23 protein-coding genes are annotated in these 23,765 nt (G+C 63.5%); 11 read left to right on the top strand and 12 right to left on the bottom strand.

Going from position 1 to position 23,765, the window contains the following annotated elements:
* Positions 1 to 37: 37 nt before the first annotated feature.
* Entirely contained in the window at positions 38 to 763 is a 726-nt protein-coding gene (phbB, locus tag ACK5L9_RS14220; protein ID WP_416912124.1) for an acetoacetyl-CoA reductase, read from the top strand.
* Positions 764 to 855: 92 nt separating this feature from the next.
* Here phbB and ACK5L9_RS14215 read toward each other — a convergent pair whose 3' ends face one another.
* The 3 genes from ACK5L9_RS14215 to ACK5L9_RS14205 form a co-directional block, all read right to left on the bottom strand.
* Positions 856 to 1,020 carry a YdcH family protein gene (locus tag ACK5L9_RS14215; RefSeq protein ID WP_416912142.1) on the bottom strand — a complete coding sequence of 55 codons (165 nt, stop codon included), beginning with the start codon at positions 1,018 to 1,020 and terminating at the stop codon, positions 856 to 858.
* A gap of 88 nt (positions 1,021 to 1,108) precedes the next feature.
* Positions 1,109 to 1,864 (bottom strand): tRNA1(Val) (adenine(37)-N6)-methyltransferase, encoded by a 756-nt coding sequence (locus tag ACK5L9_RS14210; RefSeq protein ID WP_416912123.1) that lies wholly within the window; start codon positions 1,862 to 1,864, stop codon positions 1,109 to 1,111.
* Positions 1,857 to 2,066, bottom strand: a complete 210-nt coding sequence (locus ACK5L9_RS14205) for a DUF2007 domain-containing protein (protein WP_416912122.1) — start codon at positions 2,064 to 2,066, stop codon at positions 1,857 to 1,859. Before ACK5L9_RS14205 ends, ACK5L9_RS14210 begins: the two co-directional genes overlap by 8 nt.
* A 75-nt stretch (positions 2,067 to 2,141) precedes the next feature.
* On the opposite strand from ACK5L9_RS14205, the gene ACK5L9_RS14200 reads away from it, so the two are divergent.
* Complete coding sequence (locus ACK5L9_RS14200; protein ID WP_416912121.1) at positions 2,142 to 3,143, top strand: polyprenyl synthetase family protein; 1,002 nt, start codon at positions 2,142 to 2,144, stop codon at positions 3,141 to 3,143.
* A gap of 60 nt (positions 3,144 to 3,203) precedes the next feature.
* On the opposite strand, the gene ACK5L9_RS14195 is transcribed toward ACK5L9_RS14200, so the two are convergent.
* Complete coding sequence (locus ACK5L9_RS14195; RefSeq protein WP_416912120.1) at positions 3,204 to 4,529, bottom strand: ammonium transporter; 1,326 nt, start codon at positions 4,527 to 4,529, stop codon at positions 3,204 to 3,206.
* Between the two features lie 278 nt (positions 4,530 to 4,807).
* Here ACK5L9_RS14195 and ACK5L9_RS14190 point away from each other — a divergent pair, with 278 nt between their 5' ends.
* Both ACK5L9_RS14190 and ACK5L9_RS14185 read left to right on the top strand, forming a co-directional pair.
* On the top strand, positions 4,808 to 6,190 hold the full coding sequence (locus tag ACK5L9_RS14190; protein ID WP_416912119.1) for an ammonium transporter: 1,383 nt from the start codon (positions 4,808 to 4,810) through the stop codon (positions 6,188 to 6,190).
* A 177-nt stretch (positions 6,191 to 6,367) separates the two neighbouring features.
* Positions 6,368 to 8,611, top strand: coding sequence for a transglycosylase domain-containing protein (locus tag ACK5L9_RS14185; protein ID WP_416912118.1), 2,244 nt, complete (start codon positions 6,368 to 6,370; stop codon positions 8,609 to 8,611).
* A 43-nt stretch (positions 8,612 to 8,654) separates the two neighbouring features.
* Here ACK5L9_RS14185 and ACK5L9_RS14180 read toward each other — a convergent pair whose 3' ends face one another.
* Complete coding sequence (locus ACK5L9_RS14180) at positions 8,655 to 9,272, bottom strand: MlaC/ttg2D family ABC transporter substrate-binding protein (RefSeq protein WP_416912117.1); 618 nt, start codon at positions 9,270 to 9,272, stop codon at positions 8,655 to 8,657.
* Positions 9,244 to 9,987: a VacJ family lipoprotein gene (locus ACK5L9_RS14175; protein ID WP_416912116.1), complete on the bottom strand. Its 744-nt coding sequence runs from the start codon at positions 9,985 to 9,987 to the stop codon at positions 9,244 to 9,246. Before ACK5L9_RS14175 ends, ACK5L9_RS14180 begins: the two co-directional genes overlap by 29 nt.
* Between ACK5L9_RS14175 and ACK5L9_RS14170 the strand changes: the two genes are divergently transcribed.
* The 4 genes from ACK5L9_RS14170 to ACK5L9_RS14155 all read left to right on the top strand — a co-directional run bounded on the left by ACK5L9_RS14170 (position 9,944) and on the right by ACK5L9_RS14155 (position 15,151).
* On the top strand, positions 9,944 to 10,159 hold the full coding sequence (locus ACK5L9_RS14170; RefSeq protein ID WP_416912143.1) for a hypothetical protein: 216 nt from the start codon (positions 9,944 to 9,946) through the stop codon (positions 10,157 to 10,159). The genes ACK5L9_RS14175 and ACK5L9_RS14170 overlap by 44 nt on opposite strands.
* A gap of 48 nt (positions 10,160 to 10,207) precedes the next feature.
* Positions 10,208 to 11,959, top strand: coding sequence for a type I secretion system permease/ATPase (locus ACK5L9_RS14165; protein ID WP_416912115.1), 1,752 nt, complete (start codon positions 10,208 to 10,210; stop codon positions 11,957 to 11,959).
* A 503-nt stretch (positions 11,960 to 12,462) separates the two neighbouring features.
* Positions 12,463 to 13,728, top strand: a complete 1,266-nt coding sequence (locus ACK5L9_RS14160) for an HlyD family type I secretion periplasmic adaptor subunit (RefSeq protein WP_416912141.1) — start codon at positions 12,463 to 12,465, stop codon at positions 13,726 to 13,728.
* Between the two features lie 109 nt (positions 13,729 to 13,837).
* Positions 13,838 to 15,151, top strand: a complete 1,314-nt coding sequence (locus tag ACK5L9_RS14155) for a short-chain fatty acid transporter (protein ID WP_416912114.1) — start codon at positions 13,838 to 13,840, stop codon at positions 15,149 to 15,151.
* 30 nt (positions 15,152 to 15,181) lie between these two features.
* Here the strand turns inward: ACK5L9_RS14155 and rnr are convergent, their stop codons facing one another.
* From rnr to ACK5L9_RS14135, 4 genes are read right to left on the bottom strand one after another with little or no spacing between them, the layout of a single operon-like run.
* On the bottom strand, positions 15,182 to 17,425 hold the full coding sequence (gene rnr, locus ACK5L9_RS14150; protein WP_416912113.1) for a ribonuclease R: 2,244 nt from the start codon (positions 17,423 to 17,425) through the stop codon (positions 15,182 to 15,184).
* A 19-nt stretch (positions 17,426 to 17,444) separates the two neighbouring features.
* Positions 17,445 to 17,861 (bottom strand): GNAT family N-acetyltransferase, encoded by a 417-nt coding sequence (locus tag ACK5L9_RS14145; RefSeq protein WP_416912112.1) that lies wholly within the window; start codon positions 17,859 to 17,861, stop codon positions 17,445 to 17,447.
* Positions 17,858 to 18,994 (bottom strand): succinyl-diaminopimelate desuccinylase, encoded by a 1,137-nt coding sequence (dapE, locus tag ACK5L9_RS14140; protein WP_416912111.1) that lies wholly within the window; start codon positions 18,992 to 18,994, stop codon positions 17,858 to 17,860. Before dapE ends, ACK5L9_RS14145 begins: the two co-directional genes overlap by 4 nt.
* A 1-nt stretch (position 18,995) precedes the next feature.
* Positions 18,996 to 19,760 (bottom strand): sulfite exporter TauE/SafE family protein, encoded by a 765-nt coding sequence (locus ACK5L9_RS14135; protein WP_416912110.1) that lies wholly within the window; start codon positions 19,758 to 19,760, stop codon positions 18,996 to 18,998.
* 173 nt (positions 19,761 to 19,933) lie between these two features.
* Between ACK5L9_RS14135 and ACK5L9_RS14130 the strand changes: the two genes are divergently transcribed.
* Positions 19,934 to 21,541, top strand: a complete 1,608-nt coding sequence (locus tag ACK5L9_RS14130; protein WP_416912109.1) for an acyl-CoA dehydrogenase family protein — start codon at positions 19,934 to 19,936, stop codon at positions 21,539 to 21,541.
* A gap of 77 nt (positions 21,542 to 21,618) precedes the next feature.
* A complete protein-coding gene (locus ACK5L9_RS14125) occupies positions 21,619 to 22,092 on the top strand; it encodes an META domain-containing protein (RefSeq protein ID WP_416912108.1) in 474 nt (157 codons plus the stop codon).
* 54 nt (positions 22,093 to 22,146) lie between these two features.
* On the opposite strand, the gene ACK5L9_RS14120 is transcribed toward ACK5L9_RS14125, so the two are convergent.
* Positions 22,147 to 22,389, bottom strand: coding sequence for a zinc-finger domain-containing protein (locus tag ACK5L9_RS14120; protein ID WP_416912107.1), 243 nt, complete (start codon positions 22,387 to 22,389; stop codon positions 22,147 to 22,149).
* A gap of 90 nt (positions 22,390 to 22,479) precedes the next feature.
* Between ACK5L9_RS14120 and ACK5L9_RS14115 the strand changes: the two genes are divergently transcribed.
* Positions 22,480 to 23,403: an ABC transporter ATP-binding protein gene (locus ACK5L9_RS14115; RefSeq protein WP_416912106.1), complete on the top strand. Its 924-nt coding sequence runs from the start codon at positions 22,480 to 22,482 to the stop codon at positions 23,401 to 23,403.
* 11 nt (positions 23,404 to 23,414) lie between these two features.
* Here the strand turns inward: ACK5L9_RS14115 and ACK5L9_RS14110 are convergent.
* On the bottom strand, positions 23,415 to 23,765 hold a 351-nt coding region (locus ACK5L9_RS14110; protein WP_416912105.1), incomplete at its 5' end, for an HIT domain-containing protein.

The raw sequence follows: 23,765 nt of genomic DNA, 5'->3' as shown, positions 1-23,765 counted from the left end.
AAGATTACATGCTGATCCAATTCCAAAGGGAGGATACATGTCTAAAGTTGCATTGGTGACGGGAGGATCGCGCGGAATCGGCGCGGCCATCTCGAAGGCGCTCAAGGATGCGGGCTACACCGTTGCGGCGAACTATGCCGGCAATGACGATGCCGCCAAGGCCTTTACCGCCGAAACCGGAATCCAGACCTTCAAGTGGTCGGTCGCCGATTACGACGCCTGCGCCGCAGGCATCAAGCAGGTCGAGGACACGCTGGGACCGGTTGCCGTTCTCGTCAACAACGCTGGCATCACGCGGGACGCCATGTTCCACAAGATGAGCCCGCAGCAGTGGAAAGACGTGATCGACACGAACCTGACGGGCTTGTTCAACATGACCCATCCGGTCTGGACCGGCATGCGCGATCGCAAGTTCGGTCGCATCGTCAATATCAGCTCGATCAACGGACAGAAAGGTCAGGCCGGTCAGGCAAACTATTCGGCGGCCAAGGCTGGCGATCTGGGCTTTACCAAGGCGCTGGCTCAGGAAGGTGCGCGGGCGGGAATCACCGTGAACGCGATCTGCCCCGGCTATATCGGAACCGAGATGGTGCGGGCGATTGATGAAAAGGTGCTGAACGAACGCATCATCCCGCAGATCCCCGTGGGTCGTCTGGGCGAGCCCGAGGAAATCGCGCGCTGCGTCGTGTTCCTGGCCTCGGATGAGGCTGGTTTCATCACCGGTTCGACCATCAGCGCCAATGGTGGCCAGTTCTTCGTCTGACCTGTCATCAGACCCAGAAAAACGATCACGGCCCGCGCATCGCGCGGGCCGTGTGCATATAAATGTCACTGCTCAACGGATCTGTTCAACGATCAGTGGGACAGCCGGGAAATCTCTTCCTTGAGGCGAAGTTTTTCGCGCTTCATCTGACTGATTTCGAAGTCGCTGGATCCAGGGCTTTTCTGAGCCTTTTCAACGGCCTCCGACAGCATCTGATGCTTTTTGCGAAGTTCCTCGACATGGGAAGTAACCGACATTGCGCCCTCCTCGGTGGTTGGTGTCGAACATCGCGATTGCAGCACAGATCAATTCCTTTGTCACGATTGTTTCGCAAAGTGATTTGTTTCAAATGCGAGTGAGCGGAAAATTGATCGCCTGCCCGTCCCGCAGAACCGAAATGGCGGCAGGGGAAAGATCCTCGCCATCCCGCGAATGCCGTTCGGCCTGATGCATCACAAAGGGGGCCAGCAGCCGCAGCGGACCGCGCGCGCCCTTGCGCGCGGTCAGGATGACGCGCCCCGCCTCGTACCCCGCGCGGGCGGCAATGGGCAGAATGGTGATTCCCCCGGCCCGCCCCGTCAACGCGGCAATCAGTGCATCCAGCCGGTCCGTGCGTTGAATGACCGTCAGAAACCCGCCCGGTCGCAATCGCCGCAACCCGGCATCGATCCACTGCGACAGCGGCGTCATTTCCTGCCGGGCACCGGCACGCCCGGCATCGGCGGCGGGGGTTCCGGCCATGAAATAAGGCGGGTTGGCGATGACGTGATCGAAAGATGTTCCGCGCAATTCCCCCGGCATGCAGGCCAGATCGCCGGTCAGAACCCGCATCCCGATGTCATTTCGCGCCGCGTTCTGTCGAGCCAGCGCGGCATAATCCCCTTGCTGTTCCAGCCCGGTCAGAATCGCCCCCGGCACGCGCCAGCCCAGACACAGGCTGGCCACGCCCGCCCCGCAGCCCAGTTCCAGCACCGCCTGCCCCGTCCGCGCCGGACAGGCCGCCGCCAGCATCACCGCATCCGCACCCGAACGAAAGCCCCGCGCCGGCTGCCAGATCCGCAGGCGGCCATTCAGAAAGCCGTCATCGCGCAGGTCATTCATGCAGGCCCGTGTCCCGCAGGATCGCCCGCGCCATGAATTCGTCGCGGTCGGCGACCATCAGGCGGCGCGGCAGGATTCCGATGGATCCCTCCAGCACGCTCATGTGCCGGTCGATTTCGAATGCACAAATCCCCTCATCGCGCAACACGCTGACCGCATGCGACAAACGGACGATATCGGTGGTTCGGAACAGCTCTTTCATCGCGAAAATGTTAGGTTGCTGTTGCGCAATTGTCGATGGCGTGGCAATGCCTTTGGCCAGAAACGGGGTATGGTCATGGGTGTGAACGAAACCGTCCTGAAACCACTGGATCAGTTAGCCTCGGCCCTGTCGGTCGAGATGGAGGCAGTCAATGAACTGATCCGCGACCGCATGTCCAGTCGGCACGCGCCGCGCATTCCCGAGGTGACGGCCCATCTGATTGACGCCGGAGGCAAGCGGTTGCGACCGATGCTGACGCTGGCGGCGGCCAGGTTGCTGGGTTATGGCGGCGCATATCATGTGCATCTGGCCGCGACGGTCGAATTCATCCACACCGCCACTCTGCTGCATGATGATGTGGTCGATGAAAGCCGGCAACGGCGGGGGCGGCCCACAGCGAATCTGCTGTGGGACAACAAATCCTCGGTGCTGGTCGGCGATTACCTTTTCGCCCGCAGCTTTCAATTGATGGTCGAGCCGGGCAATCTGCGCACGCTGGAAATTCTGGCCAATGCCAGCGCCGTGATCGCCGAGGGCGAGGTGCTGCAACTGTCGGCGGCACAGGATCTGCGCACCGACGAGGCGGTTTATCTGCAAATCATTCGCGGCAAGACCGCCGCCCTGTTTTCGGCTGCGACCGAGGTTGGCGGCGTGATTGCGGACGCACCCGAGGATCAGGTGCGTGCGCTTTTCGACTATGGCGACGCCCTGGGCATCGCCTTTCAGATTGTCGATGACCTGCTGGATTACGGCGGCGCCACCGAAACGATCGGCAAGAATGTCGGCGACGATTTCCGCGAACGCAAGCTGACCCTGCCGGTGATCAAGGCCGTTGCCAAGGCGGATGCCGAAGAACGCGCCTTCTGGCAGCGGGTCATCGAACAGGGCGATCAGCGCAACGGCGATCTGGAACATGCGCTGACCCTGCTGGCGCGGCATGGCGCGATGCAGGCCGCGCAGGCCGACGCGCTGGAATGGGCGGGCCGCGCCAAGGCGGCGCTGTCGGCCCTGCCGTCGCATCCGATCCGTGCGATGCTGTCCGATCTGGCCGATTTCGTCGTCAGCCGGGTCGCCTGACCCACCAGAAAGGGCGGGCCAAAGCCCACCCTTCCCAGGGAGGAGAGGTTGTCGTCCGGGTCATTTGGCCTGAACGAAGTCGGGATAGGCCTCCATGCCCATCTCGGACACGTCGAGGCCGGTGATCTCGGCTTCCTGATCGACGCGGATGCCCATGGTCGTTTTCAGAACGCTCCAGATCACGGCGCTGAGGACGAAGGTAAAGGCGCCAATGATGACAATTCCGGTCAACTGCGTGACATAGCTGGTCGCGGGGTTCGAAGCCGGAACGACCAGCGTGCCCCAGACCCCCGCGACCAGATGGACGGGAATGGCGCCGACCACGTCGTCGATCTTCAGCCTGTCCAGCATCGGCACGACCATGACCGCGATCCCTCCGCCAACGGCCCCGATCAGCAGCGCGCCAAAGACCGACGGGTAAAGCGGTTCAGCGGTGATCGAGACCAGCCCGGCCAGCGCGCCGTTCAGCACCATGGTCAGGTCGATCTTGCCATAGACAAGCTGCGTCACGACCACCGCCGCTATGGCCCCGGCCGAGGCGGCCATGTTGGTGTTCACGAAAATCCGGCTGACATCGGCGGCATCATTGACCGATCCGATGGCAAGCTGCGAAGCACCGTTGAAGCCGAACCAGCCCAGCCACAGGATGAATGTCCCCAATGTCGCCAGCGCCAGATTTGACCCCGGCATCGGCTGCATTCGGCCATCGGCGCGATATTTTCCCCGGCGTGCGCCAAGGATGATGGCACCCGCCAATGCCGCGAACCCCCCCGTTGCATGCACCAGCGTCGATCCGGCGAAATCGGAAAAGCCCATTTCGGACAGGAAGCCTCCGCCCCATTGCCAGCTTGCCTCGACGGGATAGATCACTCCGGTCAGGATGACGGTGAAGATCATGAAGGGCCACAGCTTCACGCGTTCGGCCAGAGTGCCCGAGACGATCGAGGCGGTAGTGGCGCAGAACATGAGCTGAAAGAAGAAGTCCGATCCTGCGGAATAGCCGTCATCCGCGACCCCCACCCCGACCGGATCAAGGCTTTTCGGGGCAAATATCTCGCCGATGATGCCGGGAACCGACCAGTCTGTGGGATACATCAGGTTATAACCGATCAGCCAATACATGATCCCGGCGATGGCAAAGATGGACACGTTCTTGAAAAGCTGGGTGGTGACATTTTTGGACCGGACCAGCCCCGCCTCAAGCATCGCAAAGCCCGCCGCCATCCACATGACCAGAAAGCCCCCGATCAGGAACAGCAGCGTGTTGAAGATATAGACCGCTTCGGCGCTGACAGCGGGGGCGGCCTCGGTCGGGGCGTCCTGCGCGACAGCGGGCAGGGCAAGCCCCAGCCCAAGCGCCGCGATAAGGGAAAACGTCTTTTTCATGTTCGTCACCTGTCTGCCTGCGCAGCCGCCGGACCGGCTGCCATCCCCTATTTGATGGGAAATGCGGCGCGGGCAGGACAAGCCGGGGGGGCATCTGGTCGGAACGGAAAAGGGAACTGTCGTCAAAATCGGCAATTGCGTGCGTATTTGCATAAAATTCGGGCATATCGGGTTTCGGCCGTTTTCGGCGTTGCCCTTTCCTTGTGCATGCCCGCCGAATTGTCGAGGCATTCGGCAATGGCGGCGCAAAGCGCGCCGTGACTTCGGGGATTGAACGAATGAAACAAACTGTTTCGCTGTTGGCCGTCCTTGGCCTTCTGACCGCCCTGCCCGCCTTTGCGCAAGAGGCCGTGCCCACGCCGGACAAGGGGGATACGACCTGGATGCTGATCTCGGCGATCCTTGTCATCATGATGTCGCTGCCGGGGCTGGCGCTGTTCTATGGCGGGCTGGTGCGCGGCAAGAACGTGCTGTCAGTACTGATGCAAGTGCTCAGCGTGTTCTGCGTGATGGTGCTGCTTTGGGTGATGTTCGGCTATTCGCTGGCCTTTACGGGGGCGGGCGACGCGGCCTCGGCGGGGGTGCTGACGCCCTTTGTCGGAGGGCTGTCGAAGATGTTTCTGGCGGGTGTGGGCACCGATGCCGTGATCGAGACCTTTTCGAAAGGCGTCGTCATCCCCGAACTGTCCTTCGTGATCTTCCAGATGGCCTTTGCCTGCATCGCGGGCGCGCTGATCGTCGGGGCCACGGCAGAGCGGATGAAATTCGCCGCGATCCTGATGTTCGTGGTGATCTGGTTCTTTTTCTCGTATCTGCCCATGGCGCATATGGTCTGGTGGTGGGGCGGCCCCAGCGCCTTTGACGCGCCCTCGGGGCTGCTGTTCGGCCATGGCGCGCTGGATTTCGCGGGCGGCACGGTCATTCATATCAACGCGGGCGTGGCGGGGCTGGTCGCGGCATGGGTCGCGGGTCCGCGTCTGGGCTATAAGCGCGAATTGCTGGCCCCCCATAACCTGACCTTTACCCTGATCGGAGGCTGCCTGCTGTGGGTCGGCTGGTTCGGATTCAACGCCGGTTCCAACCTTGAGGCGAACGGCCTGACCGCGCTGGCCATGGTCAACACGGCTGTCGCCACCGCCGCCGCCACGCTGGCCTGGTCCTTTGGCGAATGGGCGATGCGCGGCCATCCCAGCCTTCTGGGCGCGGTGTCCGGTGCGATTGCCGGGCTGGTCGGCATCACCCCTGCGGCGGGCTTTGTCGGGCCGATGGGTGCCATCGTGATCGGGCTGATCGCCGGACTGATCTGCATGTATGTGGTCGTCAGCCTGAAGATGCGGATGAATGTGGACGATTCGCTGGATGTGTTCGGCATTCACGGCGTGGGCGGCATCGTCGGCGCGATCCTGACCGGGGTTTTTGCCGCGCCGTCGCTTGGCGGTACGGGCGTGTGGGATTACGCGACCGACAGCGTGGCCCCGTTCAGCATGGCCGGTCAGGTCTATTCGCAGGTCTTGGGCGTGGTGATCGCGATCGTCTGGTCGGCCATCGTGTCCTTTGTCGCGATCCATATCGTCAAGGCCGCAATCGGCCTGCGCGTTCCCCATAACGACGAAAGGCAGGGGCTGGACATCACCACCCACGGCGAAAACGCCTATAACTGACCAGCCCTCTACAGGCGCGAAGGCCCGGTTCCGACCGGGCCTTTTGCCTTTCCAGCGGGCCTTTGCTGACGCCCCGATCACGGATTGGTCAGGGTAATTCCCTGCCCGGCATTCTTGTTGTAAGGTCTTTGGTCAATGGCCGCGTCAGTCGGTCGAGCAGATCAGGCATAAGCAGAAATGAAACGACCCACCGGCACATCAAGGCGCACGGGCCGCAGCCCCGTTGCCGACAAGCGCAGCACCGCAAGCACCCCGCCGAAGAAACCGGCCCGGAAACGCCGCAGCCGCCCGCCCCGGCGCGGCAATGTCCTGACGCGGACCATCGCGGGCACGGCCGGCCTGATCTGGCGGGTCGTCTGGGGCTCTGCCTGGCGGCTGACGATGGTGCTGGCGCTGATCGTGGGCGGGGCCTCGGCCTATTACTATGCGGGTCTGCCCGAGCCACAGGATCTGTTCGATGCACGACAGCGCGGCAGCGTCACCATGCTGGACCGCGACGGTCGCGTATTCGCCTGGCGGGGCGAGATTTACGGCGCGGTCAGCAATGACAAGATCGCCCCTGTCCTGCGCGAAGCCGTGATCGCGACCGAGGACAAGCGGTATTACATGCATCTGGGCGTCGATCCCATCGGCATCGCGGGCGCGATGCGGATCAACCGGTCCGAGGGGCGCGGCGCGCTGGACGGGCATGGCGGCTCGACCATCACCACGCAGGTCGCCAAGCTTTTGTGCCTGGGCGAGACCTTTGACCCGATCCGCTGGAAGAACGAGGCCGAGTTCGAAGCCTATTGCCGTGTCAGCAGCATCTGGCGCAAGATCAAAGAGGTTCCCTTCGCCCTTGCGCTTGAGGCGAAATATTCCAAGGACGACATCCTCAACATCTATATGAACCGTTCCTATCTGGGCGGCGGCGCGCGCGGATTCGAGGCTGCCAGCCAGCGCTATTTCAACAAGCATGCCAGCGACGTTACGGCATCCGAAGCCGCGATGCTGGCCGGTCTGCTGAAAGCCCCCAGCTATTTCGCACCGACCGCGAACCTGCAACGCTCGCAGGATCGGGCGGACGTGATTCTGGGCCTGATGCATGAACAGGGCTATCTGGACGACGCGCAATATACCGATGCCAAGACGCACCCGGCCGAGCTGTCGCGGGCGGCGGCGGCGCGGGCGGGCGGCTATTTCGCCGACTGGGTGATGGAATCCGGTCCCGGCTTCCTGACCAGCGAAACGACCGAGGACGTGACCATCACCACCACCTTCGACCAGCGCATCCAGCGCGCGGCCGAACGCGCCATGTCGCGGGTCTTTGACGGCAAGGTGAAATCGGGCAGCAAGGCGCAGGTTGCGGTGGTCGTGATGTCGGCGGATGGTGCGGTCCGTGCCATGATCGGCGGGCGCGACACCACGGTGAACGGCGCATTCAACCGCGCCACTCAGGCCAAGCGGCAGACCGGTTCCAGTTTCAAGCCCTTTGTCTATGCGGCGGCGCTGGATGCGGGCTATACGCCACAGGACAGGGTCCATGACGGCCCTCTGACGATCCGCATTCCCGGTGGCAGGCCTTGGTCTCCGCAGAACTATACCCGCAAGTTTTATGGCGATGTGACGCTGACCGATGCGCTGAAACGGTCGCTGAACACCGCCACGATCCGCGTGCAAGAGGCCATTGGCCGCAAGGCGGTTCAGCGCGTCGCGCAGGATTTCGGGATCGTCAGCAACCTGACCTCCAGCCCTTCGCTGGGGCTGGGTGTATCCGAGGCAACGCTGCTGGAGCTGACGGGCGCCTATGCGGGCATCCGCAATGGCGGCACCGCCGTCGCGCCCTATGGCCTGATCGAGCTGCGCATCAAGGGCGACGATCAGCCGCTGATGGGCCAGTTGGGGGGGCTGGGCGAACGCGTCATCAGCCAGCGCGCGGCAGGCCAGTTGATCTATATGATGGAACAGGTGATCCAGTCCGGCACCGGCACCCGCGCCAAGCTGGGCGAGCGTCCGGCAGCGGGCAAGACCGGCACTACCAGCAGCTATCGCGACGCGTGGTTCCTGGGCTTTACCGAGCAATATGTCACCGGCGTCTGGATGGGTTACGATGACAACACGCCGCTCAGCGACGTGACCGGCGGCGGTCTGCCCGCCGAGATCTGGCAGGCGGTGATGACCGAAATCCATGACGGGTTGCCAGTCCTGCCGCTGTCCACCGTCTCGCCCGATGGCAGCGGGATCATCCTGTCGGATGGCACGAACGGAACGCCGAAGATCGTGACTTCGGGGTCTGCCGACGATCCGCTGGCCTCGGCCCTTGCCGATGCGATCAACGGCGGCGGCGGCGGCACAGCCCCACGCACCCCCGGCAACAGCACCACCAGCGAATCCAATGATGCACTGGGTCAGGCGCTGCGGGATATTCTGGGCGGGAACTGAGCTTTCGCCCTGCCTTGCCACCAGCGAGGCGGGGCGCGGGGGCCTAACCGGCCCGCTGCAAATCCGCCGTCAGCGCGGCGATATCGCCCTTGTCGCGGGCCAGCATGGCCGACACCTCGGCCCTTTCGGTGGCCAGCATGTTCACGCCCTCGATGATCAGGTTGAAAAAGCGCGGGCTGCCCGACTTGTCGGACACATGCCATTCGACCTCCATCGGCGCGCGCCCGTTCAGATAGGCGACCGAGGTAACGGCGAAAAAGCTTTTCAGCGGTCGCGCGCTTTGGACCTCGACCTTCGAGCCGATGAATTCCCGGAAACGCGCGCCGTATTTGCGCCCGATATAGCCCTGAAACGCCTGCCGGTAGCTGGCAAATTGCTGCGCGCCGACCTGCCGCGCGGCGGGACCAAGGGCGGATCGTGCGATAATGTTCACATCCGCATATTGCGCAAAGATCGTCTCGAATTGCTGATACATCCGCGCGGGTTCCTGACCCGAGTTGATGACGCCGTAAACCTCGGACGTGGCCTTGCGGATCAGCGCCAGCGCGCCGTCGGATGTCATCGCCCACGCGCCACGGGGCAGCATCCCGACCGCGCCCGCCGCGCCGATCAGCGACAGAAAGGCACGACGGCTATTCTGCCGCGTAAGGGTCGATGGCATGGGGGTCGGCGTCATTTTCTGCATATGGGTCAATTGCGTCACCTCTTTCTCCGACATCGTGGCGGCGATGCTGCAAATAGATCAGCCGCGTCTGCGCATAGCTATCAGTACTGCCCTGCATGACGCTATCCACAGTGTCGCTGAAACGCGCCCGCTCACCGGCTTTTGAGGCAGCGCGCAGCCCGATCGTCCCCAGCCATTCCGGCGTATCCAGCGCGAAACGCCAGGGATCGATCACCAGATCGACCGCCTTGCCCACCGTGTCCCTCTGGGTCGAGGGGCCAAGGACCGGCAGTTCGACATAGGCCCCTTCCGGCACACCCCAGACCGCCATGGTCTGGCCGAAATCGGTATCCACCTCGGTCAGGCCCATGTGGAACCCCGCCGGATCCATCAGGCCGCCGATGCCCACCGTCGAATTGACAGCAAAGCGCAGCAGGTTCTGCGCCGCAGGGTCGGGCCGGCCTTGCAGCAGGCTGTTCACGACCTTGCCGGGCAGGGACAGATTCGCGCCAATATTGATGACCATATCGGCCAGACCCGGCTGCCCGTCCTTCGGCGCGCCGTCATCCCCCTTGACCAGATCCGCAGTTGGGCCGATAACGTGGCTGTCCAGTCCCTTGTTGAAGTTATGGATATGTCTGTTCATACCTTCGTAAGGATCGTTGATCGTGATCCCGTTTTCATTTACGGGCCTCGACGCACAGCCCGACAAGGCAGTGATCAGTGCAAGGCATGAAATGCTGGCCGGTTGTAGCTTGACACGCAAAGGAATTTCTAACCTTTTCCCGCTAGGATTTTCAAAGGTGGCGGTCACGCCCGCCCGGAAGGTCGTTGGTCAGGGAATACTGGCCGGAACGACCGGCGGCAAGGGCGCCACACTCTGATCGGCAATGAAGGGCACGGCCGGAACGGATTATTATGACAGGCTTTCAATGACCAGACCTCCAATTCCCGCCGATGGCGCCAAGGAACTTCGCCGCGCAAGGGCGGCCGGGTTCAACCTTTTCCTGGCCGTGGGCCTGTTCTCGGCAGCGGTGAACCTGCTGATGCTGACCGGGCCGCTGTTCATGCTGCAGGTCTATGACCGCGTTCTGGCCTCGCGCTCGGTCGAGACGCTGACGGCGCTGTTTCTGCTGGTCGTATTCCTGTTCCTGATGATGGGCGTGGTCGATCTGGCCCGCAACCGTATCACACAGCGAATCGCCGCCCGCTTCATGGATCAGCTTGAGGGCCGGGTATTCACCGCCGCCCTGCGCGAGGGCGCGGTCAGCGGGAACGAGGCGATGGCGACCGCCAGCGGGCTGCGCGACCTGGATTCCGTCCAGCGTTTCATCGGCTCGCCCGTATTACTGGCGATTTTCGATCTGCCCTGGGCACCGCTGTTTCTGGCCGCCGTCTATATGTTCCACCCGCTTCTGGGCGTGGTCGCAACCATTGGTGGCCTGATCCTGATCGTCACGACCATCACCAACCGGATGATGTCCAAGGCACCGCTGCAAAACGCCTCGATCGCGGCAGGTCAGGCGCAACGAATGGCCGATCTCTATCGCGACGAGGGCGAGGTGATCAGCGCCCTGGGCATGCGCGGCGCGACCTATACCCGCTGGCGCAAGGCCCGGAACGAGGCGCAGGAACAGGCCGTCAAGGGGGCCGACGTTTCGTCGGGCTTTACCGTTTTTTCGCGCAGTTTCAGGTTGTTTCTGCAAAGCGCCATGCTGGCCGCCGGGGCCTATCTGGTCCTGCGCCAAGAGGTGACGCCCGGCGCGATGATCGCCAGTTCAATCATGATGGGCCGCGCGCTGGCCCCCGTCGAACAGCTTGTCGGCGGTTGGGCATTGGTGCAGGCCGCGCAGGATGGCTGGGACCGGCTGGCGCGGCTGCTCAGCCGGCAACCGCCCGACCGTGACCTGACACCACTGCCCCGCCCGCAGGCGCATATCGATGTCCGCCAGCTTAGCGTGATCCCGCCGGGACAGAACGCCGCAACGGTGCGCGGGGTCAGCTTTGCGCTGGCTCCGGGGCAGGCGATGGGGGTCATCGGTCCGTCGGGCGCGGGAAAGACCACGCTGGCGCGGGCGCTGATCGGCGCATGGCCGGTCGCGGCCGGTTCGATCCGTATGGGCGGCGCAACGCTGGATCAGTTCAATCCCGACGTTCTGGGCAATCTGATTGGCTATCTGCCGCAGCAGGTGACACTGTTCGACGGCACCATCGCCGACAATATCGCCCGGCTGTCGCCCGAACCCGACCCCGACCGCGTGGTCCGCGCCGCACAGGCCGCCGCCGCGCATCAGATGATCCTTGATCTGCCCAACGGCTATGACACGCGAATCAGCCAGACCTCGGGGCGGCTTTCGGGCGGCCAGATCCAGCGGATCGGGCTGGCGCGGGCGCTGTATCCCGATCCGGTTCTGCTGGTTCTGGACGAACCGAACTCGAATCTGGACAATCAGGGATCCGAGGCGCTGAATCAGGCGATCCGCCGGGTCAAGGCGCAGGGCGGCGCGGTCATTATCATGGCTCACCGCCCCGCCGCGATCAACGAATGCGAGCTGCTTCTGGTGATGGAACAGGGCATGCGCCGTGCCTTTGGCCCGCGTGATCAGGTCCTGAAGGAAATGGTTCAGAACTCTGCCCAGATTCTCAAATCGCAAGAGGCAGGCCGCGCAGGAGGCGTGACATGAGCGAGGACGAAAGCCTCAAGCCCGCCGGTTCAGAACAGCCGGCAGAGGCCACCACCACCCCGGCGGCAAAGCAGCAGCCAGCCGCAACACGCCCGGACGAGACTGCGGCAGAGCCGCCGTCGGCCACCGAAGGCAAGGCAGCGCCAGAAGCAGGCCCAGAGCCAGAGGCACCCGAAACCCGGCCCGAAAAGCCCGGAAACAAGCACGGACAACCTGACGCCGAGGCCGCTGAACAGCCGCGCCGTACACGCGGCACGGCAGAGCCAGCGCCGGGTCCGGGCGAAAGCCTGCCATGGCCGGTCCGGGGCGGGTCCGCGAAAACCGCAACCGGCCCTTCCGCGCCGCCAGACCAGAACCGGCAATTGCCGACCCGCCCGGCCGAGACCGGTGTCGCCGAAAAAGGGCCACAGCCCCAGCCGCCGGCGATCCCGCCCGCGCAGCCCCTGCCGCCGCCCCCGCCGCTGACGCCTCCGGATCCGGGCCGCTGGTCGGTTCGCCGCCCGATGCTGGTGGGCATGCTGTCCATCCTGATGCTGGTGGGCGGCTTTGGGGTCTGGGGCGTCGAAAGCCGCATCTCGGGCGCGGTGGTCGCCCATGGGCAGGTCGAGGTCGAACAGCAGCGTCAGGTGGTCCAGCATCCCGATGGCGGCGTGGTCGAGCAAATTCTTGTGACCGAGGGGAAATCGGTCGCCGCCGGCGAGCCGCTGATCCGGCTGGATGGCACATTGCTGACAACCGAACTGACCATCGTCGAGGGGCAATATTTCGAAATTCTTGCGCGACGCGGTCGACTGGAGGCCGAACGCGCAGATGCCGAGAATATCAGCTTCAGCGACGAGCTTGTCACCTTCGCCAGAACCGACAGCAAGGTGGCCGACATGGTCAAGGGGCAGGAAAGCCTGTTCGTCGCCCGCCGTGACACGATCCGGCAAGGGCTGGAACAGCTTGCCAAGCAGACCGAACAGGTGAAAGCCCAGGTTGTCGGGATCGACGCACAGCTCAAGGCGCTGTCCTCTCAGCGTGACCTGATTGGCGAAGAACTGAAAGACCAGCAGACACTGCTTGATCGCGGCCTGGCACAGGCGTCTCGGGTGCTGGCGCTGCAACGCGAAAGTGCGCGGATCGAGGGCCAGATCGGCGAATTGCAGGCCAATCGCGCCGCCGCCGAAACCAAGCAGACCGAACTGGATATCGAGCGGCTGCAACTGAACGCCAAACGCCGCGAGGATGCCGAAACCGAGTTGCGCGATCTTGGTTATCGCGAACTGGAACTGGCCGAGCGTCGGCGCAGCCTGACCGAACAGATCAACCGGCTGGAAATCCGCGCGCCCGTCGCGGGTATCGTCTATGACCTGAAGGTGACGACACCGCGCTCGGTCATCCGGCCGGCGGAACCGCTGCTTTATGTCATCCCGCAGGACCGGCCACTGGTGATCGGTGCCCGCATCCCAACGATCAATGTCGACGAAATTCATGTCGGACAGCAGGTCGTTCTGCGCTTTTCGTCCTTCTCGTCGCGAACCACACCGGAAATCGATGGCGAATTGTCCAAGGTTTCGGCTGATGCGCTGATGGATGAACAGACTCGCACCCCCTATTACCGGGCCGAGGTAACGATCCCGACCGAACAGCTTGACAAGCTGGGCGATCTTGACCTGGTGCCGGGGATGCCGGTCGAGGTTTACGTCCAGACCGGCGAACGCAGCCCGATGAGCTATCTGCTGAAGCCGCTGGCTGATTATTTCAATCGCGCCTTCCGCGAATCCTGAGGCTTTGCGCAGGCGGCCCGCCCGCTGCCTGCGCGAAAACCCTGCCCCGACGGGTTGAACTTTTCGTGACATTGCCCCAGCCTGTCAGGGACTTCTGGGAGAGAGTTTCATGTTGAAAATCCTGTCCCGGCCCGCCACGCGCCTGATGGAGCGATGGCTGCCGGATGCCTTCATCTTCGTTCTGGTCCTGACCCTCGTTGCCGCCATTGCCGCCGTCACGACCCAAGGCACAAGCCCCGTCGCGCTGATCCGCATGTGGGGCGACGGGTTCTGGGCGCTGCTGCAATTCTCGATGCAGATGCTGCTGGTGCTTGTGACCGGCTTCATTCTGGCCAGCTCGCCCCCGATCAAGCGGGTGCTGCGGATGCTGGCCGGGGCGGCTTCGTCCCCGGCATCGGCCATTGTGCTGGTGTCTTTGGTGTCGCTCGCTGCAAGCTGGATCAACTGGGGGTTCGGGCTGGTCGTCGGCGCGATCTTCGCCAAGGAGCTGGCCCGTCAGGTCCGCGTCGATTACCGCCTTCTGGTCGCCGCCGCCTATTCGGGCTTTATCATCTGGCATGGCGGTCTGTCGGGTTCGATCCCGCTGACCATCGCGACCGAGGGGCATTTCACCGCCGAACAGATCGGCGTCATCCCAACCTCGCTGACGATCTTTTCGGTCTGGAACCTGATCATCGTGGCGGCAGTGGTGATCGTCGTACCGCTGGTCAATCTGTCAATGCTGCCCGACCCGGCCGAGCAGGTTCTGGTCAACCCCGCCCTGCTGGCCGAGGCTGCGCCCCCCACCCCCCCTGGCCGTGACGCCACCCCGGCCGAGTACATGGAAAACAGCCCCGTACTGATGTGGGCGGTCGGCGTGCCCGGCCTGATCTGGCTGGCAATCCACTTTGCCAATAACGGCGGCATCAACCTGAACGTGGTGAACTTTCTGTTCCTGTTTTTGGGCATCATCTTTCACGGCACACCGCGCAACCTGCTGAATGCGCTGGACGAAGGCATCCGCGGCGGGGCCGGAATCGTGATCCAGTTCCCGTTCTATGCGGGCATCATGGCGATCATGACCGGCAGCGGGCTGGCCGCCAGCCTTTCGGAATGGTTCGTCTCGATCTCGACCGCGCAGACCCTGCCCTTCTGGAGCTTTATCAGCGCCGGAATCGTGAACGTCTTTGTGCCCTCGGGTGGCGGGCAATGGGCGGTTCAGGCCCCGGTCATGCTGCCGGCGGCGCAGGCGCTGGGGGCCGATATTCCGCGCGTCGTCATGGGCGTGGCCTGGGGCGATGCATGGACAAACATGCTGCAACCCTTCTGGGCGCTGCCGATGCTGGGGATTGCCGGGTTGAAGGCGCGCGACATCATGGGCTTTTGCGTGGTCATGCTGTTGATCACCGGGGTGGTGATCGGCGGGCTGCTGTTGCTGCTGTAACCAACCGGGGGCGGCGCGCCGCCCCCCTCCCTAACGCTTGCGCCTGCGCTTGGCCGCGCGTTTGATCTCGGACAGGCGCGATTTCGTGGACATGCGGCGCGGCGCGCGACCGCGTTTACCCTTTTGCGGACCGCGCGGCAGGGTCCGGCCCTCCAGCTCGATCAGCTCCAGCGTCAGCCCGCCGGTCATCGGAATCGCCTCGGACAGGCGGACGGTCACGCGCTGGCCGATGCCGATTTCCAGCCCGGTATCGGCCCCGATCAGCATCTGCGCGTCGGGGTCGAAATGGAAATATTCCTGCCCTATCTCACGGATCGGCAATAACCCGTCGGCACCGGTCTCATCCAGTTTCACAAACGCGCCAAAGCGCTGGATGCCGCTGATCCGGCCAGACATTTCCGTGCCCACACGTTCGGACAGATAGGCAGCCAGATAACGGTCGGTCGTGTCGCGTTCTGCGGCCATGGAACGGCGCTCGGTCTCGCTGATATGTATCGCGGTTTCGGCCATTCGGTCCATATCCTGAGCGGACAACCCGTCTTTGCCCCAGCCATGCCCGCTGATCAGCGCGCGATGGACGACCAGATCGGAATAGCGGCGGATGGGCGAGGTAAAATGCGCATAGCTTTTCAGCGCCAGCCCGAAATGCCCAAAATTTTCAGGGTGGTAATAGGCCTGCGTCATGGACCGCAGGGTACTGATATTGATCAGTTCATCGAAATCGCTGCCCTGCGCCTGGGCCAGCAGCCGGTTCAGATGGCTGGTCTGCAAGACCTGCCCCTTTGCCAGCGTAAAGCCGGATGCCTGCGCCACCTCGCGCAGCGCGTCGATCTTGTCGGGGCTGGGTTCTTCGTGGACACGAAACAGCAGCGGGCGCTGACGGCGGGTCAGTTCCTCGGCGGCGGCGACATTGGCCAGAACCATGAATTCCTCGATCAACCGGTGCGCGTCGAACCTGTCACGGAAATTCACCGATTTCACCCGGCCATCGGCGGTCAGTTCGATGCGGCGTTCGGGCAGGTCCAGATCCAGCGGCTGACGGCCTTCGCGGGCCTGTTTCAGCAAGGCATAGGCGTGCCACAGGGGCCGGATCACGCTGTCCATCAGCGGCGCGGTCTGGTCATCGGGGGAACCATCCGCCGCCGCCTGCGCCTGCTCATAGGCCAGCGATGCGCGGCTGTTCATCATGCCGCGGTGGAAATCATGGGCGATCTTGTTGCCCTGCCCGTCCAGCCGCATCCTGACGGCGATGACCGGACGGTCCACGCCCTGATGCAGCGAACACAGATCTGCGGACAGAGCCTCGGGCAGCATCGGCACCACGCGGTCGGGAAAGTAGGTCGAGTTGCCGCGCGCCCAGGCCTCGCGGTCCAGCGCATTGCCGGGGCGGACGTGATGGGCGACATCGGCGATGGCCACCCAGATCGTCGCGCCGCCGTCATCCTCGGCAAAGGCCGCAACAGCATCGTCATGGTCCCGCGCGTCCGCCGGGTCGATCGTGACCAGAGGCAGACCGCGCAGATCCTCGCGCCCCGTCATCGTGGCGGGCTTTTGTGCCTCGGCCTCACGGATGACGGCATCGGGAAATTCGTCGGGGATGCCGTGCTGATGAATGGCGATCAGGCTGACGGCGCGAGGTGCGGAAGGATCGCCCAGCCTTTCGACGATGCGCGCCATGGGCAGACCCAGCCGCCCCCTTGGCCCGGCTTGTTCGGCCTGCACCAGCTCGCCGTTTTCGGCGCCAAGCGTGGCATCATGGCGGACGCGCCATTCGCGATCCTGCCCCTTGTCGATGGGCAGGATGCGCCCGCCCTCGGCCTCTTTGCGGAAAATGCCGGTGATGCGATGGGCCGCGGCGGTAATGCGCCGCATCAGCCGCGCCTGATACTGAACATCCCCGCCCGCAACCTCGGTCAGGCGGGCCAGAAACCGCTCGCCCCGCCCAAGTGCCGGGTCGCTGTCGCGCGGGATGTACAGGATGCGCGGTACCGGCCCCTCGCCCCGCCATTCCAGCGGGCGCACGAACAGATCGCCTGATCCATCGGGGGCCAGCAGTTCCACCACAGTGACCGGTGGCAGCTTTTCAGCATCCAGATAGTGCCTGCGGCGACGCTCCAGCAGCCCCTCGGCCTGCAATTCCTTCAGCAGACGCTTCAGCTCGATCCGGGCGGCACCCTTGATCCCGAACGCCTTGGCGATGTCGCGTTTGGAATTGGCGTCGGGATTGTCCGCGACCCATTCCATGATCTGCTGCTTGCTGGGGATCTGGGTCATCACCGGGCCTGCCGTCTGGTCAAAGTTCGCGAATCATGTCGCGATGAGGGATTCCGGCCTCGTCATAAACATCGCCATCGGGGATGAAACCCAGCTTTTCATAAAAACCCACCGCATGTTCCTGCGCGCCCAACCGGGCATGGGTGATCCCCGTCCGCGAACGCAGCACATCCATCGCCGCGCGCAGCAGGGCCGATCCAAGCCCCGTGCCCCGCGCCTCGGGCAGAACGCAGACGCGGCCGATCTTGCCGATATTGCCCTTGGGCAGGATGCGCGCAGTTCCCACCGCCTCGCCATCCTGCCACGCAATCAGATGAATTGCCTGACTGTCCAGTTCGTCCCATTCATGGGATTCGGGGACACCCTGTTCCTGAACAAAGACGGTGTGGCGCAGGGCCCGGCAAGCGGCGACGTCATCGGTCAGTTCGATCCTCATGCAAAATACTCCTGCAAAATGCGCTGATAAATCTGTTTTAGCTGATGAATCTGCGCAACGGGAACTCGTTCGTCCACCTGATGCATGAAATGCCCGACCAGACCAAATTCCACGACCGGGCAATGATCCTTGACGAAACGCGCATCCGACGTCCCGCCCGAGGTGGACAGTTCCGGCACGCGCCCGGTTTCCGCCTGCACCACGCCCCGGACCAGATCGACAAAGGGGCCAGGCCGGGTCAGGAAGGCCTCGCCCGAGATGTCGGTGTCGATGCTGATGGAAACGCCGGTTTCATCGCCGATGGCGCTGGCACGCGCGGTCAGGTCGCGGGTCAGCGACATGCCGCTATGCAGGTCGTTGAAACGGATATTGACCACCGCTGTCGCCGTCTCGGGGATCACGTTCGAGGCCGGATTGCCGCAATCAATGCTGGTGATTTGCAGGCCCGAGGGGTCGAAATGGTCGGTGCCCGCGTCCAGCGGCACGGCGATCAGGTCGTTCAGGTAACGGGTCAGCGCGTGCAGCGGGTTTTTCGCCCGGTGCGGATAGGCGGCATGTCCCTGCACCCCCTTCGCCCGGATGCGGAACGTGACCGAGCCGCGCCGCCCGATCTTCATCATCTCGCCCATATGGTCGGGGTTGGACGGCTCGCCCACGATACAGACATCCATCCTTTCGCCCTGATCGGTCATCCAGTCCAGCAGAGCGGTTGTGCCATGCTTGCCCGGCCCCTCTTCATCGCCGGTAATGGTCAGGATCACCGCGCCTTCGGGGGGTGTTTCGGTCACGAAATCGATGGCCGCCGCGACGAAGGCCGCGACGCCCGATTTCATGTCGGTGGCCCCCCGCCCCCAGATCATCCCGTCGGCAAGATGCCCGCTGAAGGGCGGATGCTTCCAGGATGCCGGGTCGCCCGGAGGCACCACGTCGGTATGCCCGTTGAAACCAAAGGTTCTGGCACCCTTTGCCCCCCAACGCGCGAACAGATTGGGCGTGCCGCCCCGATCCACGCGCCGAACATGAAATCCGGCGGCGGTCAGCATATCGGCCAGCAAAATCAGCGCTCCCCCTTCGTCAGGCGTGACCGAGGGGCAGCGGATCAGGCGGGCGGTCAGGTCGGCGGGGTCGGTCATTTTACATCCAGATCGCAAAGGCACGGCGGACAAGATTCAGCCCGGTCAGAACCAGCAGCACCAGCGTCCAGCGCCGAAACTGCACCACATCCAGCCGGTCCTGCAAGACAAACCCGGCCAGCATGCCCGCAAATGCGGGCAGGCACAGGATCGCCGACAATGGCAACGTCCGGGCGTTCAGCACCCCCGAGGTCAGATGCGCCGCTGTCAGCACCACCGCCCCCATCAGAAAAACCACCCCCTGCACGCGGACCTGTTCGCGCTTGTCCACGCCAAGCGACAGCAGCAGCACGATCAACGGTGGTCCCCAGATCCCCGAAATGCCGCCATACAAGCCTCCGACGATGCCTGTGACGATCTCGGCCCGGCGGCGGTGATCGGTCGGCAGGCGCAGCGGCCTGCCCGACAATTGCCACAGGGCAAAGATCACGATGGGCACACCCAGCAGGATCAGCATCACGCCCTGCGGAATGGCGCGGGCAAATCCGGCGGACACGCAGATGAAGATCAGCACCATGGCGATATGCCAGCGGAACTCCGTGGCCGAACGCAGTGCCTCGGCCGGGCCCTGCCGGAATGTCTGCTGGACATTGGACAGCAGCGTCGGCAGGATCAGCGCCGCCAGCGCCGTGGTCGGCGGCATGACCGAGCCGAATGCCGACAACATGATCATCGGCATGGCAAAGCCTATCGCCCCCTTCACGAAACCCGCGAAGGCGGTGATCGCGAACGCGATCCAGAATTGCCAGATGTCCAGCCCGAACATGCGCCGGACATTATGCCAGCACACAGAAATTGAAAATCCTGCCCGGCCAATATGCAGACCCGGCCGGCGCGCAAGACATTTTAGGTCGCAGATTGCCCGATTGGCGCAAAATAGTTGCGCTGCACATGCGAAGTCACTAGCAATGCCGCGATGCCGCAAAAGGTCGAATCGAGATGAAAGACATGTCCCAGCTTAGCGCAACAGTCCTGCCCGAGATCGAGGCCCTTCAGGCCCGTGCCGTCGAAAACCTGCGCGCCGTGGTTGCGCCGGGCGGCAAGGTGGACGCGGCGCTGCTGGAAACGCATCAGCACGCCGCGCATGCCCTGTCCTGGCTGGCCACCTATGTCGAGGCACTGAAACAGCTTGCCGCATGGTCGGGCCGCGTCTCGGGCGGGATCGAGGGGCTGATCCTGCAAATCGGCTTTGGCGAATACCTGTCCCAGATCGCCGGCGGCATCCTGATGAGCCAGAACGAATTCGCCCGCCTCGCCGATCTGGGCGTGGACTGGCAGCCCTCGGATGCGGCGCGCGCGCTGATGGCCGGCAATTCGCCCGAGGCCCGCGCCGGGCTGGCCGCGCTGATCGCTGATAACAAGGGGGCCGCAACCTTCGGCAAGTCCGGCCTTGACGAGGATCTGGAAATGATCCGCGATCAGTTCCGCCGCTGGGCCGATGACAAAGTCGTACCCCATGCCCATGAATGGCATCTGAAGGACGATTTCATCCCGATCGAGATCATCGACGAGCTGTCTGAACTGGGCGTTTTTGGTCTGACCATACCGGAAAATCTGGGCGGTCTGGGCATGTCCAAGGCGGCGATGGTCGTCGTCTCGGAAGAACTGTCGCGCGGCTATATCGGCGTCGGCAGCCTTGGCACCCGCAGCGAGATCGCGGCAGAACTGATCCTGGGCGGCGGCACCGATGAGCAAAAGGAACAGTGGCTGCCGAAACTGGCCAGCGGCGAGATCCTGCCCACCGCCGTCTTTACCGAACCCAATACCGGCAGCGATCTGGGCAGCCTGCGCACCCGCGCCGTGCGCGACGGCGACAACTGGAAAGTGACGGGCAACAAGACCTGGATCACCCATGCCGCGCGCACCCATATCATGACGCTGCTGGCCCGGACCGAACCCGACACGACCGATTATCGCGGCTTGTCGATGTTCATCGCCGAAAAGACGCCGGGCGACGACGTGAACCCCTTCCCAACCCCCGGCATGACCGGCGGCGAGATCGAGGTTCTGGGCTATCGTGGCATGAAGGAATACGAGCTTGGCTTTGATGGATTCGAGGTCAAGGGCAAGAACCTTCTGGGCGGCGTGACCGGCCAAGGCTTCAAGCAGTTGATGCAAACCTTTGAATCGGCGCGCATCCAAACCGCCGCCCGCGCCATTGGCGTGGCTCAGAACGCGCTGGAGCTGGGCCTGCAATACGCGCTGGACCGCAAGCAATTCGGCAAGGCGCTTATCCATTTCCCCCGCGTCGCCGACAAGCTGGCGATGATGGCCGTCGAAATCATGATCGCGCGTCAGTTGACCTATTTCGCCGCCTGGGAAAAGGATCACGGCCATCGCTGCGATCTTGAGGCCGGGATGGCCAAGCTGCTGGGCGCGCGGGTGGCATGGGCGGCGGCGGACAATGCGCTGCAAATCCATGGTGGCAACGGCTTTGCGCTGGAATACCAGATCAGCCGTGTCCTTTGCGACGCAAGGATCCTGAATATCTTTGAAGGCGCGGCCGAGATTCAGGCGCAGGTCATCGCCCGGCGCTTGTTGGGATAGCGGAAAACGGGCTAGAGTGCTGGCATCAAAGCGGATTCGCCGCGCATAAAACCTGATTGTCCTTGCGGAGAAGCATTATGTCCCGTCTTGCCAGACCCGGCCTTGTCACTGTTCTGATCACCGCCGGCCTTGCCCTTGCCGCGTGCGAACCCGCGCCGCAGGCGACGCCCGATGGCGTCAGGGATACGGGCTTTATTCCCGGCGGCAATTACGTGCTGGTCGGCATGGACGGCCAGACCGTGCCGCTGCGCGACGTGACCATGCTGGTCGAGGAAAGCCGCCTGTCCGGTCAGGGCCCCTGCAACAGCTATTCCGCCGACAACAATGCGGAATTGCCGCTGCTGGCCCTGTCGCCCATCGTCTCGACCGAGATGGCCTGCAAGGACATGAAGCTGGAAAACCGCTTTCTCTCGGTGCTGCAATCGGCCACCGCTATGGAATTTTATGGTGGCGTCCTGAAAGTGAAATCGTCGCAGACATGGCTGATCTTTGAACATGGCGTCCGCGCAAGTTCAGTCAACGCGCTGGATGCGGCGCGCGGCAGGCAATAAGCGTCAGGCCGGGGGGCTTTGCGCCCCCAAAAGGCGACTGCTGGCGAGATTTCGTTAATGATCCTCTTGCGCGTGCTCGGCATCCAGCACGAAACGCTTGTCGCAATAGGGGCAATCGACAAAGCCCTGTTCCGGCGCGATCACCAGCCAGACACGCGGATGACCCAGCCCAAGCGCGTCATCGCCGTCGCAGGCCACCTTGCGGCTGGTCACAGTCACCGTTTCAGGCGCGGGCATTTTCATCGCGTCGGGTTCCTGATCGGTGGACAGCAAAGTTCCGGGCGTCACTTGGGTCATGGCGGGCCTTCTTGTCGCGGAGGGCATCATCTGATCTAACCCATTATCCCAGCACCGCCCGTTTTCGCAAGCTCTGCCAGGACCTGAACCATGTCAAATGCCATCGAAATCCAGAATCTGCGCAAGACCTATGCCGCGCAGGGCAATGCCCCGGCGAAAGAGGCGCTGAAGGGCATCGATCTGGCGATTCGCGCGGGCAGCATCTTTGGCCTGCTGGGACCGAACGGTGCGGGCAAATCGACGATGATCAACATTCTTGCCGGGCTGGTGAACAAGACGGCGGGCAAGGTCACGATCTGGGGCTTTGATCAGGACGTGAACCCGCGCCAGTCCCGCGCCGCCATCGGGGTGATGCCGCAGGAACTGAACATGGATCCGTTCTTCACCCCTCGCGCCAGCCTTGAGGTGCAGGCGGGACTGTACGGGGTGCCGAAATCCGAACGCTGGACGGATGAACTGCTGGAACTGGTGGGCCTGACCGATCAGGCCAACGCCTATGCGCGCAACCTGTCGGGCGGCATGAAGCGGCGGCTGCTGCTGGCCAAGGCGCTGGTTCACCGCCCCCGCATTCTGGTTCTGGACGAGCCGACGGCGGGCGTGGACATCACCCTGCGCGAAATGCTGTGGAACAATGTCCGCAAGCTGAATCACGCCGGTATGACGATCATCCTGACCACGCATTATCTGGAAGAGGCCGAACAGATGTGCGACGAGATTGCCATCATCAATCATGGCGAACTGATCGTGCGTCAGGGCACGCGCGAATTGCTGGGCCGCACCGATGGCAAGACGCTGGTGATCGACGCAGGCGGCCGGATGGATCTGCCCGCCCTGCCCGATGGTGCCCGCCCCGAATGGCGCGACGACGGGCGACTGGCGATCAGCTATCCCCCGTCACGCATCCGCGCCGATCAGTTGCTGGACGCGCTGCGCGGCGCGGGCGTGCCAATCATCGACGTGGCCAGCGAACAGCCCGATCTTGAGGATGTCTTTGTCGAATTGACGCGGGGCTGACCTGCCCCCCGTTACCCGTCCGCCACCAGCGCACCCAAACGGCGGCCGCCCAGGATGTGCAGGTGGAAATGCGGCACCTCTTGCATGCCGTCGGGGCCTGCATTGGCAATAGCGCGAAAGCCGTTGCCGCCTTCCAGCGACACGCCCTCTTGCCGGGCCACATCGGCGCAAAGCCGCATGAAGCCGGTGATTTCATCAGGCGGGGCGTTGGTCGCGAAATCGTCAAAGCTGACATATTTCCCCTTGGGGATCACCAGAACATGCGTCGGCGCGCGCGGCGTGATGTCGCGAAAGGCCAGCGCGTGATCATTCTCGGCCACGGTGTCATTCGGGATCTCGCCGCGCAGGATACGGGCGAAAAT

The organism is Paracoccus sp. (in: a-proteobacteria), assembly GCF_047973135.1.
Lineage (GTDB): Bacteria > Pseudomonadota > Alphaproteobacteria > Rhodobacterales > Rhodobacteraceae > Paracoccus.
This window is presented reverse-complemented; position numbering and strand designations above follow the sequence as displayed.